Below are 14,687 nucleotides of genomic sequence, written 5' to 3'. Positions count from 1 at the left end.
ATCAATTCAATATGAACTTATATCGCTTATATGGTTTAATCTTTCTTTTTATAAATCTGAATGTCTTTGGACAACTTCAGGAAGATAAAATATATAATGCGATTGATAGTTTCACCGCTCATCCTTCCGCGGAAGCGTTACAAAATTTAACTGCTGCAGAAGCTGATTTCTGGAAAAATCCGAAACCTAAAACCAAAAACGAATTATTGGCAATTGTGGTTTTAAACTGCAACAAAGCCTATTATGAAAACCAGTTTGGTCAGACACAAAATGCGATCTCGAGTTACGAAAAAGCCTGGCAGCTTTATCAAAAACAAAAACTGGGCGATTATGATATAATTGAATTCTGCCTAAAACCTTTAGGAAATTTATACACCGTTTTGGGCGATTATGACAGCGCCGAAAACACTATAAAACAATATTATTTCATTGTAAATACTGCTAAAAATTATCCCGACGCGCAGAAACAAAAGTTTGCTGCCATTCTGAATTTATCAAATGTTTATCAGAGTTCGGGTAAAATTTCTTCGGCAATTGAATTATTAGAAAACACATTAAAAACGGAGAAATTATCGAATTTACAGAAGGGAATTTTATGGAATAATCTGGGGAATAATTATTGGTTAGGTTCAAAACAGCTTTTATTAATTAAAAACTCTTCTGACAATGCAGAAAAAGCATTTGAATCTTCCATAAAATTTCTCCAAAACGAAAAAGGGCAATCAGAAACTTTATCAAATTCTTATCGAAATCTGGCTTCGATGAACAGACAATGGCATCGATTTGATATTGCTGATTCTTATATGCAAAAGGCCGAAAAGTTATTTTTTGAAACAAAAAATCAACAGCCTAGAAAATTGGCTAAACTCTATTATGAAAAAGCTTTATTGTTTTTTGATGAACGAAAATATGACGAAAGCACGAAGCAGATTTCGGCTGTTTTTAAAACCCTGATTCCAAATTACAATTCAAAAAATATACTGCCAAATCAAAACCAATTGTATGCTGAAACAGTTTTAGTTGATGCGTTCGATTTACAGGCGGAAATTCTAAAACTGAAAGATCCTAAAAAAGCATTGAAAGCTTTTGAACTTTCCTTTTATATCGAAGATTTATTGATGAATAACCTGATTTACGAAAACTCAAAAATCCTGATGCAATTGCGATCGCGAAACCGCACCGAAAAATGCATTACGATTTATGATGATTTGTTTAAAAAAGAAGGCAAAACGAAATATCTTGAAGAAGCTTTTCAGTTATCCGAAAAAACAAAATCGGGTATTTTAAAAGGTTATCGGTCAAATATTAAAAATGCTTCTGCAGAAGAAAAGCAGCTTTTACAAGAACTTCAAAACTCAAATAACGCTATTTTAAAAGAACAGCAAAAAGGAAATTTGGCTGCTATTTCAAAAATAAATCAGTTAATAAAAAAGCAGAATGAATCGATGCTTCTGCTGAAAAAAATTCAGTCTGAAAATCAAAATTATCTTCCCGAAAAATGCGATTTAAAAGCCTTATTTTCAAAATTAGAAAATGATAAAGCGATGATGGTTTATTATTTTATGGGTTCTGAAAAATTGTATTATTTCACTTTAAAACATAATCGAATTTCATTAAATCGGGTTCCTATTGGAGATGGAAAAATAGTTGATATTCTCTTTTTCATAGATTATTTTAATGATGCAAATGCAATTACAAATGATATTTCAGGGTACAACCGTTCTGGAAAAAGAGCTTACGATTTATTAAACTTACCCACTAATTTTACTTATAAAAACCTCATCATTGTCCCAGACGGAATTTTAAATTTTCTTCCTTTTGAAGCTTTAATTACACAGAAATCAAACACTACAAATTTTGCCAAAATGCATTATTTGCTCAATGATTTCAAGATTGCTTATAATACTTCGGCGAATATTTATCTGAATTCTAAACCTGTTTCAAAATCTAAAAAAACGGTTTTGGGTGTTTTTCCGGTTTTCGAAGATACTCCTTTTGAATTGCGTTATTCGAAGAAAGAATTAGAATCGATCCGTAGTAATTTTAAAGGGAAATATTTAGAAAACTCAAATGCTAAATTTGCCAATTTCAAAAGCGATGCTCCAAATTATGCTATTCTGCATTTGAGTACGCATGCTTCTTCGGGCGATATTGAAACTCCGGCAAGCATTAAATTTTACGATCAGGAAATCCTGTATTCAGAGTTGTATAATCTGCGTATTAATCCGGATTTAGTGGTTTTAAGTGCCTGCGAAACGGGAATTGGGAAACTCTATAAAGCCGAAGGCGCAATGAGTATTGCAAGAGGTTTTCAGTTTGCAGGTGCGCAAAATCTGTTGTTTTCTTTATGGAAAGTAAATGATTTTACAACTTCGGTTTTTATGTCTGATTTTTATAAAAATGTCAAAAATGATGTTCCGTATTTTGAAGCCAACGCCAATGCAAAACTGGAATATCTAAGCGATAAATCGATTCCAAATGCCAAGAAATCGCCTTATTATTGGAGTTCGTTTGTGTATTACGGTTCTATTTCGACAGAAGAAACATCAGGAAATTATATCTATTACGCAATTAGTTTTTTGATTGTAATTGGCTTATTTTTGATTTTCAATCCTTATCGAAAATGGAAAATCTTCACGAGATTCTCAAAAAAGAGAATTACAAAAAAATAAAATTTAAAGTTACCAAAACACAGCATCTTTCTATAAAAGCCAAAATTAATGGTATTTCAGGAAACTTCATTTTAGATACGGGAGCTTCAAACACCTGCATTGGGTTTGAAAGTATCGAGCGTTTTGAATTAGCTGCAAAAAAATCAAAAACAAAAGCATCCGGCGCAGGCGGAAGCGGTATGGCAACACAGATTTCTTCTCAAAATAAATTACAGCTGGGAAGCTGGAAAAATAAAGATTTCAGTATTGTAATTTTTGATCTTTCGCACGTAAACGAGGCGCTGGAATCTTTTAAAACTAAGCCGGTTCACGGAATCATTGGTGCTGATGTTTTATTGCAGGGAAAAGCAATTATTGACTATTTTAATCATTATTTGTATTTGAAATAATCACTGGAAATTTCAATAAAAAACATAATTAAACACAATTTAATCTTCAATTATTTAACAATAAATGCTTTATATTTATTAAGGCTCTATTTTTTCGTATATATTTGTTACTCCAATTAACAAACCTATACGTATGAAAAAAACTTTACTTTGTTTTCTTTTTCTCTTTACTGCAAATCTATTTTATGCTCAACCCAATCCGAATGATATTGTGCATTGTAATGGAGATAATATATTTGATTTAACTTCTACAGAGCCACAAATAATTAAAGGTTTAAATCCTGCAGAAACTACAGTTAGTTATCATTTAACAGTTGAAAATCTTAACGCTAATATTCCCATTTCAAATCCAAAAAACTATATTAGTGATACTTTTTCGAAGATAATTTATGTTCGTGCAGTTTATAAAGGAATTATTTATACCAACTATTTTAATGTTATTGTACAACCTTATTCTTTAACCTCTGTTGTAACCATTCAGGGAATTTCTTGTAAAAATGAAAAAGGTTCTATTATTGTAACAGGATCAGGGGGGAAACCTCCTCACAAATATTCATTGAATGGGGGAAATTATGTTTCTACAAATGAATTCACTAATTTAACCGCAGGAGTTTACGTAGTAAATACAAAAGATGATTTGGGCTGTATTGTTTCAATGAATGTTATAATTTCTCCGCGACCTATAATTATTGATCTCTTAAAAACTAATGTAAGTTGTTTTGGAACAAAAGACGGTTCAATTACAGTAAATGCATCAAGCTCAAATCTTCCTTTAACATACACACTCAAAAATAATTTTGGGATTATAATATTAAATTCTCAAACAACAAACGTATTTAAGTATCTAGCTGCGGGGATTTATAATGTAGAAGTTAAAGATGCTAATGGATGTATCACAACAATGCAAACAGAAATACAAGAACCAACAATTTTACATTCAACAGCTATTATAGACAAACAAACAATTACCATCAATGCAACGGGCGGAAGTGGTAAATATTTATATTCAATAGATTACTTAGGAGAGCGACAATCAAGTAATGTTTTTACAAATGTAAGTTTCGGAGATCACGAAATTAGTATAATAGATGAGAATGGTTGCATTAATGTGTTGTATCTCAACGTAAATCCACCAGCCCCTTTAATAAATGGAAAAAACAATCTAAACATAGAATTTACTCCAGGACAAACTTTAGGTGATCTTATGATTGAAGGTCAAAATATCAAATGGTACAGTTCTTCAAATTCTACATCTGAAAAATCTCGTAAAACTATTGAAACTACTTTGCCTTTAACAACCGTTTTAGTAGATGGCGTTACTTATTATGCCTCTCAAACCATAAACGGAATTGAAAGTAAAGAACGTCTTTCGGTTATGGCAAAAGTAAAAGGTTCACTTTCTACGGAAGATTTTGTGTTGCCGAATTTTAGATATTATCCAAATCCAGCCCAACATGCTTTGAATATTAGTAATTCTTCAACTATTGACGAAGTGGAAATAATTTCTATTTCGGGGAAATCCATTTTAAGTAAAAAAGTAAACGATACGCAGTCTGAAATTGATTTGTCTAATGTTTCAAGTGGTTTTTATTTCTTAAAAATAAAATCAGAAGAACAAACCAAGACGATTAAGATTGTGAAAAAATAACGGAATTAAATTCAATCGAAAAATGCGTCATCTTTTTGATATCACTCATGTTAAAACTCTAATTAAACATAATACATTACTCAATTATTTAACAATAAATCTTTTATATTTATTAAGGGTTTATTTTTTCGTATATATTTGTTACTCCAATTAACAAACCTATACGTATGAAAAAAACTTTACTTTGTTTTCTTTTTCTCTTTATTTCAAATCTATTTTATGCTCAGGTTAGCCCGATAGAACATTGTTTTGGAGATAATTTTTTTGATTTAACTTCCAGAAATTCTCTTTTACTTGTCAATTTAAATCCGGTAGAAACCACCGTCAGTTTTCATTTAAGTCAGGATGATGCGAATAATAATGCTAATGCAATTTTACAGCCAACGCAGTATAACAGCTCGGCGCCATCTAAAACAATTTATGCAAGAATTGACAATAAGGGAACGGTCACTACCAATTATTTTGATCTAAAAATATATGAACAGCTAACCATTAGCTCACCTCTTAAAATCAATGTAAGCTGTTACGGGATGAACAACGGACGTATAATCGTTCCTACCTCTGGAGGTAAATCCCCGTATGCTTATAGCGTAAACAATGGTCCTTTTACCGTTTATAATTCCGGCAGTAATCTGCAATTAGATAATTTACATGCAGGAATGTATATTATTCAGGCAAAAGATGCTTTAGGTTGTTTAAGTCAACCTCATATAGTACAAATAGACCAGCCAAATGTTTTGATGGCAAATACAACTGTTGAGAATCAAAATATAATTATGGTTAATGCCACAGGAGGAAGACCAGAATATAGTTACTCTTTAAATAATGGGAATTATCAAAACAGTCCCTATTTTTCTAACCTGCAGCCCGGTACATATCACGTACTTGTGAAAGATGCTAACAACTGTATATTTCAAGCTCCTACTACGGTAATTTATCCCCCGCTTGTTGCTGCGGCAAACGTTTCGCCTGTTAGTTGTAATGGTTTAGGCATGATTATCATGACAGCTTCTGGAGGTAATTCTTCTTATGCTTATGTTTATTCTATCGACGGTTATAACTTTTCTCCTGTAAATGTATTCAATAACCTGCCGGCAGGAAACTATCTTGTAAGAGTTCGTGATAGTCAAAATAATGAAATTACTGTTCCTGTAACAGTTCCTAATTTGAAGCCAATATTAGCTCTTTCTGTAGTGCAGGATGCAACTTGTGCAGGAGAAAGTAATGGATCGGTAAAACTATCCTCAACAGGTGGAAATGGCAAACATTACTATTCTTTGGATTCAGTAAATTTTCAGACTGATAATACTTTTAACAACTTAGCAGCCGGTACATACACGGCGACTGTTAAGGATGACTTTAGTTGTATATCAGATCCAATAAATTTTACAATAACAGAACCTAAGCAATTAAACGTTGAAGCATCAATCGTTAAATTAGTTGACTGTTTGAGCAATGCCACTATAACAGCCACAGCTTCTGGAGGATTGGTCCCTTATCAATTTTCTATTGACGGCATTATTTATTCGGATAAGACCACTTTTGCTAACGTTGCTCCTGGTACTTATTCTATATATGCTAAAGATCAAAATGGCTGTGTTACTTTTAAATCAATAACTGTTAATCAATATGTTCAGAGTCCATCTATTGTTACAGTAACTCAAATTTCTTGTATAAATGAAAAAGGATCTATTACCGTTCAGGGAACCAGCGGAAAACTTCCATATCAATATTCTTTAAATGGACAGACTTTTTCGACAAACAATGTTTTTAACAATTTAGTTCCTGGTAATTACAGCATTACTACAAAGGATAATAATGGCTGCCTAACTACAGATGTCGTTTCAATTACCACTTTCGATCCTTTAGTAATAAGCGCGATTTCAAAACAGGCAACCTGCCATGGATCAAATGACGGTTCTATTGAGATAAATACTCATGGAGGAAAATTCCCATTTACTTATTCTCTAAGAAATGCTTCAGGCATACCAATAGCTGCTCCACAAACTTCAAATATATTTAGAGATTTAGCTGCAGGAGTTTATAATATAGAGGTTAAAGATGCAAATGCATGTATAGTTTCTTTGCAGATGTTTGTTGTAGAACCTGAAATAATACATGCAGCAGTTACTGTAAACAATCAAACCATTACTATTAATGCAACGGGCGGAACGGGAGAAATTCTATATGCAATATCGCCAAATCTATATCAATTTTCAACAACTAATACTTTTTCAAATTTAGCACCAGGTACTTACCAAATAATTGCTCAGGACAAAAATGGCTGCTATACTTTATATAATGTTGTCATTGATGCTCCGGCACCAATTATAGATGGTAAAAAAGAGATTGTTTTTGAATTTAAATCGGGCCAAACTTTAGGAGATATTATTATTGAAGGCCAAAATATCAAATGGTACAGCACTAAAGGGACTTCAACTAACAAATCAGGTAAAAAAGCAGTTGAACCAACTTTACCTTTAACAACTGTTCTGGTTGACGGTGTTACTTATTATGCCTCTCAAACCATAAACGGAATTGAAAGTAAAGAACGTCTTGCGGTTACCGCAAAAGTAAATGGTTCTCTTTCTACGGAAGATTTTGTGCTGCCAAATTTTAAATATTATCCAAATCCTGTTCAGCATGTTTTGAATATCAGTAATTCTTCAAACATTGATGAAGTTGAACTAATTTCTGTTTCGGGGAAATCCATTCTAAGTAAAAAAATAAACAATACGCAGTCTGAAATTGATTTGTCTAATGTTTCAAGTGGTTTTTATTTCTTAAAAGTAAAATCAGAAGGAAAAACCAAAACGATTAAGGTTGTGAAGAAATAAAAAAAGTCCAAATTCCAAAACATAAAAATTCCCAAACTCCAATTAAGGAATTTGGGATTTTTATTTTTACCGTTTCCTCCCGTCCCGAAGCTTCGGGATCAGGATTGGAATTTGGAATTTCAATATTGAGATTTTAAATCTTAATGAGTATGTTTCGGATTAAAACCGTCTTCGCTTAATTCTGTATGCACATAATCGGCATGCATTTCAGCTTCGTAATCGATTTTTTCTCCTTTAGAGAATTTATGAATGATTTTCTCCATGATATTATAAATTACAGGAACCACAATTAAGGTTAAGAATAAAGAAGAAATTAATCCTCCGATAATTACCCAAGCCAAACCGTTTTTCCACTCAGCTCCTGCTCCTTTTGCCAATGCAATTGGGAACATACCAAATACCATCGCAATTGTTGTCATCAAGATCGGACGTAAACGAGCGTGGTTTGCCTGAATTAATGCCGTTCTGATTGATTCTCCTGCTGCTCTTCTTTGATTCGTATAATCGACAAGCATGATCGCATTCTTACACACCAGACCAATCAACATGATAATACCTAAAATCGTAAAGATATTTAATGAGTTGTTTGTTAATGCTAAGGCTAACATCGCCCCGATAAACGAAAGCGGGATAGCAAATAATACAACAAACGGGTGAACGAAACTGTCATACAAACTCACCATTACAAGGTAAACCAAAATAATAGCAGCAAGTAAAGCGATTCCTAAAGTACCAAATCCTTCTGATTGGTTTTCCTGGTCACCACCCCAAATATAATTTACTCCAGCTGGTTTCTCTAATTTATCTAGTTTAGCCTGCCATTGCTGCACGATTGTTCCTGATGGAACCCCAACGTTTTGTCCTTTTACCGTTACCGATGCAGATTTGTCTCTACGCTCTAACTGGCTAGGTCCAGAACCTTCTGTAATGTCTGCAAACTGAGATAATTTAATTTGCTGTCCAGCTGTGTTTACAAAAATAAGGTTACTTACATCAGTAATACTTTTTCTGTCGAATGAATTGTATCGAATGTTGATATCGTATTCGTATTCTCCAGCTCTATATTTACCGTCTGTGTTTCCGCTAAATGCAGTCTGCATGGTTAAACCAACTGTTTGAAGTGTTAATCCTAAAGCAGCCATTTTATCACGGTCAACTTTTACGTTAATTTCAGGGTTTCCATCTTCAACTGTTAATTTAATCTCTGTTGTTCCTGGAATTGTACGTAATTCTGCTTCCGCTTTTTTAGCAAAAGCCATCGCTGCTTCTGTTGAAGGACCTGTTACAATTAATCCTAATGTAGCATCTTCTGCTGTACCTAAGATACCAACCGGAACTGTTTTTACTTTTGCTCCAACTAATACTTTTTCAAGTTTACGTTTAATTTTTGCCGCGTAAACATTCGCATCATCTGTACGATCTTTTTGTTCGATCATTTTTACGTCGATCTCAGCTTTGTATGCTGTAGCTTGCGACGCTCCAAATCCTTCACTCGTTTGTCCTACAGTTGTAATCTGGCTGTGAACATATTCTTGCGCTTTTAAGAAAGCTTCAGCTTTTTGCGTCATGAAGTTCGTTTGCTCTAACGAAGCATCTTTTGGCATTTCAATTTGAACTAAGAACTCTCCACTATCAGAAGAAGCAAAGAACTCTCCTCCAATGAAACCTCCGCCCATTAATCCTACTGTCGAAACTAAGAACAATACAATTACTACGATGAATGTTTTAATATAATGATCTAAACACCAAGTTAATAAATGAGAAACCCAGTCAGTAAAACGTGTTAAATAGTTCTCAAAACCAAGAATGATTCTTCCAAATAAATTCTTTCCTTCAATATGCTCTAATTTCCCGAAACGAGAAGATAACCAAGGAATAATAGTAAACGAAGCTAATAATGATAACATCGTTGAGATAATTACCGTAACACAGAATTGTGTAATGATATTAGATACCAATCCAGAACTCATCGCGATTGGAAGGAATACCACCACAATTACTAATGTAATCGAAGTTACGGTTCCACCAATTTCAGCTGTTCCGTCATAAGATGCACGAATTCGGCTTTTACCCATCTCCATGTGCCTGTAAATGTTCTCCAATACCACAATCGCGTCATCCACAAGAATACCAACCACAAGAGATAATCCAAGTAAACTCATTAAGTTTAAGGTGTATCCCATTAAATAAATTCCGATGAAAGTTGCAATTAACGATGCAGGAATCGAAACCATTACAATCAACGAGTTTCTAATACTGTGAAGGAAGAACAACATTACAAATGCTACCAGAACTACCGCAATTAATAAATCGTGAACAACAGAGTCTGCTGCTTCAAGAGTAAATACAGTACTGTCTTTTGCAACTTCAAGTTTTAACTGATTTACTTTATAATCTTTTTCAAGAGTTGCAATTGTTTTTAATAACTGCTCAGATACCGCAACGGCATTTGCATCAGATTGTTTAATAATTTGTAAAACAATCGCACTTTTTTGATCTACACGAGAAATTTTCTCGGCAATTTTTTGAGTATCCTGAACATCAGCAATTTCACCTAAACGAATTTGAATTCCGTTTTGAGAAGAAACCACTAAGTTTCTTAATTCATCAACACTTTTATATTTACCCGCTAAACGAATTAATATTTTTTGGTTACGAGTCTGGATGTTTCCTGTTGGGAAATCTAAATTCGAACTTAAAATAGTCTGCTGTACCTGAGGAACCGAAAGTCCGTAACCCTGCATTTTTACAGCGTCAAGATTTACCTGAATCTCACGCTCAGAACCACCAATAATATTTACCTGAGCTACCCCTTGTACACGAGATAAAATAGGCGCAATTTTTTTGTCAATCAAGTCATAAAATTCAGCTTCGTCCATTTTACCATTAGCACCAAGCGTCATAATTGGTAAATCACTCAGCGAGAATTTGGTCAATGCCGGTGTTTTAACATCATCTGGCAAATCACTAATTATGGCGTTTATTTTACGCTGTGCATCATTTAAAGAAAAATCGACTTTTGCATTTGATGTTAAGGTAATCGAAACGATAGATAAACTTTCGTATGACTTTGAGTCAATTTTCTTAACATTCTCTAAGGAGGCAATCGCATCCTCAATTTTCTTTGTCACGGTATTTTCTACCTCACTTGGAGAAGCTCCAGGATAAATAGTAGAAATTGTAATAACGTTTTGTTCAAATTTTGGGATCAGCTCGTAGCCTAACTGGCTGTAACTGAACAATCCACCAAGAGTCAGAATTGTAAACAATACAATTACTAACGACGGACGTTTTATGGATATTTCGGCTAATTTCATATATTTTGTTTTTTGCTGTAGGCTATACGCTGTAGGCTTTAGGCTTTTTAAAATGCTTAAAGCTTATGGCTTAATGCTTAAAGCTTAAAATTATTTAATAATTTCTATTGTATTTCCGTCTTGTAAGTTAATCTGACCTGTAACAATTACTTTTTCTCCATCAGATAATCCTTTGATAATCTCTACTTTATCTCCCAAAATTCTTCCAGCAGTTACTTTTCTTAATTTTGCAACTCCGTTTTCAGCAACAAAAATTTCGTTACTGCTTACACTTCCTACGAATGCATTTCTAGGTACAACCATTAAGTGTTGTTTTTGTTGGTTTGATGCAAAGTTTGCAGTTCCGTACATACCTGCTTTTAGGTCGTTGTTTGCATTATTTGTGATTTCAATTTCAACCGGGAAATTTAAAGACTCATCTGCTTTTGCAGCAATAAAAGTAATTTTTCCAGAGAATGTTTTATCAGGATAAACACTTGCTGTTACATTAATTTGATTTCCTACTTTTAAACTAGCCACTTGATTTTCGTTTACAGTAACTACTAATTTTAATTTAGAAACGTTTACGATATCAAATAATGCAGTTGCCGGCATTCCTGCTAAAATAGATCCTGGCTCAATGTATTTTTTATTGATAAATCCATTAATTGGCGCTTTTACTTTAGTATCTCCAACATTAATGTTCGCTTGTTTCAGGTTAGACTCCGCATTTGTTAAAGCTAATTTTGCCTGATCTAATTGTTGTTTTGTAACACCGCCTGTTTTAAAAGCATTTTCGTATCTGTTATAATCTGATTTTGCATTTTGATAAGCAGCCTGCGCTTGCTGAGCACTTACATTAATAGCATCACCTCTCATTGTTAGTAATGTCTGACCTACTCTTACATAGTCACCTTCTTTAGCTAACACAGTGATAACTTTTCCAGATTTTTCTGCAGAGAATGTTAATTGCTGAATTGGCTGGAAGTTTCCGTTTGCAACGAAATCTAATGAAACTTCTTCTGTTTTTACTTCAGAAATTTTTACTGAAACTGCTGCATTTTTTTCGGCAACAATATCTGTTTTCGCCTTGTTTTCTTTCTTATTATTATTTAAGACATATCCAATCACACCCAGCGCTGCAATTATGATTACGATTGTTATAATAGTTTTCTTCATTGTAATTAGTTATTTAGTAAGAGATTTAAGTTCGCCTTTTGATTTGATTAGAGATATTTCGGCAATTTTATAATTTAAAACTGCTCTTGTAAAATTATTTTGAGCTTCAAGTTGTGCATTTTCAGCATCTAATAAATCGGTTAAAGATGCTAATCCCTGAAGGTAATTGTTTTTGGTATTGCTAAGAATTTCAGTTGCCAAACGCATGTTTTCTTTTTGATTTTCGATCGTAACAAGGTTATTTTCGATATCAGCCATTGCATTTCTGTAATCTAAATCAAGAGAAAGTTTAGTGTCTTTGATATCTTCCTGAAGCGATCTGATTTCTACATCTGCCTGTCTTACTTTTGCACGAGTTCCAAAACCTGTAAAGATTGGCACATGTAAATTTAATCCTATCGCAGAGTAATCTGACCAGTACACACCATCTGAAGGTTTAGCAAACCAAGGCATTTTAGGCCCCTGACCAATATAGTTGTAACCGGCAGTCAAAGAAAGTGTTGGATAATATCCGGCTTCAACAGCTTTTTTATTGTACACTAAAAGCTCTTCTTGTTTTTTCAAAAGCAGATATTCTGTTCTGTTTTCAACATTTGGCTCTTGTGTTAAAGCAGCAGGAATAACTTCAAATTCTTCTTTTGGCATGTCGATTTTAGTTTCGATAGGCATACCCATATAAAACTTCAAAGCATTTTCCTGTAGAGCAATCTGATTTTTAATCTGCTGGCGTTCTGTATCGATATTAGACATTTTAACGATGATACGGTCTAAGTCGATTTTTTTAGCCAAGCCATTATCAAACTGTCCTTTTACAATGTCACGAACTTTGGTTGTGTTTACGTAATTGCTGTCTAATAAAATCAATCTTTCTTTTTGCACATAAACGGAATAGTAGTTATTTGCAACTCTTTCAATAACCTGTTCTTCTGTTAATTGTTCGTTTATTTGATAAAACTCACGAGTAGATTTTGCTGCTCTTAATCCTGTAAAAACGGATTGATCGAAGATTGCCTGAGTTAAAGAAACCCCAGCATTCGAAGTCCATTTTTGGCCAAATGCCGCCTGAATCGTAGTTCCCGGCTGACCAAAACCAGCTCCGTCAATTACTGTTGTCTGAATAATTGGATTATGAGTTAAATTTCCGTTGGCAGAAATTTGAGGCAAAGCTCTAGAACGCACTTCCTGAATTTTGTATTCACTGTTTTCAACCTGAAGCTTTGCTTTTTTAGCATCGGCTTTATTTTGAAGCGCGTAATTAACTGCCTCTTTTAAGGTTAAAGTTGTTACTTGTGCGTTGGCCGATAAGCCAATTGTGCACAAAAGAATAAGAACTATTCGTTTCATATGTAGTTAATATTTGTTTATCGATGATTAAAAAATCATCTTATTTATAGATTGATGATTATGCTTTAACTTTTTGAAGCTGTCTTTCCAATTCAGCTATTCCTTTTTCGGTTGCCATTGCTCTGGTATGATATTCCAAAGCTTCTAACTCTATTTCCTGAGCTTCTCTTTCAGAAATTGTATTTTCATTGATGTGAAATATCAGCGTATAATAAAATCTCACATAGATATCAATATTTAAATCCGGGCGGTATAATCCATCTTCAATACCTTTTACAATATTTTCTCTAAAGTATTGTGTACATTGTTCAATTTCGTATGTCAATACATTTTGATAAATCTCCGGGTAATGTTTTTTTAACTGATAAATTGGAGATGTGTCTGTATTATTTTTAAACATATCGCGGAACATTTCTCTAATCTCAAAATTCTCTTGAATGGAGTTGAAATTTTTAGCCACAATACTGTCAATTATTTCATGTACTTGTTTGTGAACTGTTGAAGTGCTCTCTTCAATTAAAACTTCTTTATTACAGAAATACTTGTAAATCGTTTTTTTCGAAATACACATTTCTCCAGCAATATCATCCATCGTAACGCTTTTAAAACCAAGCTTTAAAAAAAGTTCGCTTGCTTTTGCTATAATTTTCTCTTTCATTTTAATTTTTCCAGTTGCATTACAAATATAACCAGGAAACTAAAATTTAAAAAATAGTTTCCGTAATTTTTGTAATAATTTTACATTAATTTATTAAATATGTAAGATTATATGCTAAATTCCAGATTAGCAATCAGCTTAATGTCTTTTCCAAGCGCTAAACCACCATTATGATGGTAAGAATTGAAATCTAAACCAAAATCCTGACGCTTAATATCTCCTTTAATTTCAAATGCAACTTTCTTCTCTCCGTTGTAATTATTAACGCCAATAAACTCAGCATCAAGCTCTACCACTTTTGTAACGTCTTTTATGGTTAAATCTCCTTTAAAGAAATTGATGTTGTTATTTACCTTTTGAAATGAGGTCGATTTAAAACTGATAATTGGATGCTCATCTACATCAAAAAAATCCTGAAGTTGTAAATTGGTATCAATTTGCTGAAAGCTTTCATTTTTATTATTAATATCAAACGAAAACTCAACCGATGCATCTTCAATTTCATTATCTTCAATATTCACATAACCGCCAAATTTGTTTGTTGTTCCTCCCAAATAAGCAATTATCGAATGTCTCATTTTAATCAAAACATCTGATTGAGTAGAATCTAAGGTCCATGTTGTTTTCATATATATCTGATTTAATTGAGTTTATATTTTACTCA

At 33.2% G+C, this 14,687-nt stretch carries 9 protein-coding genes; 4 read left to right on the top strand and 5 right to left on the bottom strand.

The features are described 5' to 3' along the window. Positions 1-11 precede the first annotated feature (11 nt). The 4 genes from AC1RRQ_RS16060 (at position 12) to AC1RRQ_RS16045 (ending at position 7,546) form a co-directional block, all read left to right on the top strand. Complete coding sequence (locus AC1RRQ_RS16060; RefSeq protein WP_493024048.1) at positions 12-2,672, top strand: CHAT domain-containing protein; 2,661 nt, start codon at positions 12-14, stop codon at positions 2,670-2,672. Then, positions 2,624-3,061 carry a retropepsin-like aspartic protease gene (locus AC1RRQ_RS16055; RefSeq protein WP_493024047.1) on the top strand — a complete coding sequence of 146 codons (438 nt, stop codon included), beginning with the start codon at positions 2,624-2,626 and terminating at the stop codon, positions 3,059-3,061. The genes AC1RRQ_RS16060 and AC1RRQ_RS16055 overlap by 49 nt, the downstream gene beginning before the upstream one ends. Before the next feature lie 133 nt (positions 3,062-3,194). Continuing rightward, positions 3,195-4,709 carry a T9SS type A sorting domain-containing protein gene (locus AC1RRQ_RS16050; RefSeq protein ID WP_493024046.1) on the top strand — a complete coding sequence of 505 codons (1,515 nt, stop codon included), beginning with the start codon at positions 3,195-3,197 and terminating at the stop codon, positions 4,707-4,709. A gap of 167 nt (positions 4,710-4,876) precedes the next feature. Further along, the gene (locus AC1RRQ_RS16045) at positions 4,877-7,546 is read left to right on the top strand and encodes a T9SS type A sorting domain-containing protein (RefSeq protein WP_493024045.1); all 2,670 of its coding nucleotides are present in this window, start codon (positions 4,877-4,879) and stop codon (positions 7,544-7,546) included. A 140-nt stretch (positions 7,547-7,686) separates the two neighbouring features. Here the strand turns inward: AC1RRQ_RS16045 and AC1RRQ_RS16040 are convergent, their stop codons facing one another. The 5 genes from AC1RRQ_RS16040 to AC1RRQ_RS16020 form a co-directional block, all read right to left on the bottom strand. Next, positions 7,687-10,863 (bottom strand): efflux RND transporter permease subunit, encoded by a 3,177-nt coding sequence (locus AC1RRQ_RS16040; RefSeq protein WP_493024044.1) that lies wholly within the window; start codon positions 10,861-10,863, stop codon positions 7,687-7,689. Between the two features lie 90 nt (positions 10,864-10,953). Beyond that, positions 10,954-12,021, bottom strand: coding sequence for an efflux RND transporter periplasmic adaptor subunit (locus AC1RRQ_RS16035; protein ID WP_493024043.1), 1,068 nt, complete (start codon positions 12,019-12,021; stop codon positions 10,954-10,956). 9 nt (positions 12,022-12,030) lie between these two features. Next, complete coding sequence (locus AC1RRQ_RS16030) at positions 12,031-13,365, bottom strand: TolC family protein (RefSeq protein ID WP_493024042.1); 1,335 nt, start codon at positions 13,363-13,365, stop codon at positions 12,031-12,033. Between the two features lie 58 nt (positions 13,366-13,423). Next, a complete protein-coding gene (locus AC1RRQ_RS16025) occupies positions 13,424-14,023 on the bottom strand; it encodes a TetR/AcrR family transcriptional regulator (RefSeq protein WP_493024041.1) in 600 nt (199 codons plus the stop codon). Between the two features lie 107 nt (positions 14,024-14,130). Further along, positions 14,131-14,652: a YceI family protein gene (locus AC1RRQ_RS16020; protein ID WP_493024040.1), complete on the bottom strand. Its 522-nt coding sequence runs from the start codon at positions 14,650-14,652 to the stop codon at positions 14,131-14,133. Between the last annotated feature and the right edge of the window lie 35 nt (positions 14,653-14,687).

The sequence above is a fragment of the Flavobacterium sp. GW821-FHT12A05 genome (assembly GCF_058807735.1).
This window is presented reverse-complemented; position numbering and strand designations above follow the sequence as displayed.

Coding starts and splice junctions, on each gene's coding strand:
- AC1RRQ_RS16030 (WP_493024042.1), bottom strand. CDS start 13,365: ATGAAACGAATAGTTCTTATTCTTTTGTGCACAATTGGCTTATCGGCC.
- AC1RRQ_RS16020 (WP_493024040.1), bottom strand. CDS start 14,652: ATGAAAACAACATGGACCTTAGATTCTACTCAATCAGATGTTTTGATT.
- AC1RRQ_RS16060 (WP_493024048.1), top strand. CDS start 12: ATGAACTTATATCGCTTATATGGTTTAATCTTTCTTTTTATAAATCTG.
- AC1RRQ_RS16055 (WP_493024047.1), top strand. CDS start 2,624: ATGGAAAATCTTCACGAGATTCTCAAAAAAGAGAATTACAAAAAAATA.
- AC1RRQ_RS16045 (WP_493024045.1), top strand. CDS start 4,877: ATGAAAAAAACTTTACTTTGTTTTCTTTTTCTCTTTATTTCAAATCTA.
- AC1RRQ_RS16050 (WP_493024046.1), top strand. CDS start 3,195: ATGAAAAAAACTTTACTTTGTTTTCTTTTTCTCTTTACTGCAAATCTA.
- AC1RRQ_RS16040 (WP_493024044.1), bottom strand. CDS start 10,863: ATGAAATTAGCCGAAATATCCATAAAACGTCCGTCGTTAGTAATTGTA.
- AC1RRQ_RS16035 (WP_493024043.1), bottom strand. CDS start 12,021: ATGAAGAAAACTATTATAACAATCGTAATCATAATTGCAGCGCTGGGT.
- AC1RRQ_RS16025 (WP_493024041.1), bottom strand. CDS start 14,023: ATGAAAGAGAAAATTATAGCAAAAGCAAGCGAACTTTTTTTAAAGCTT.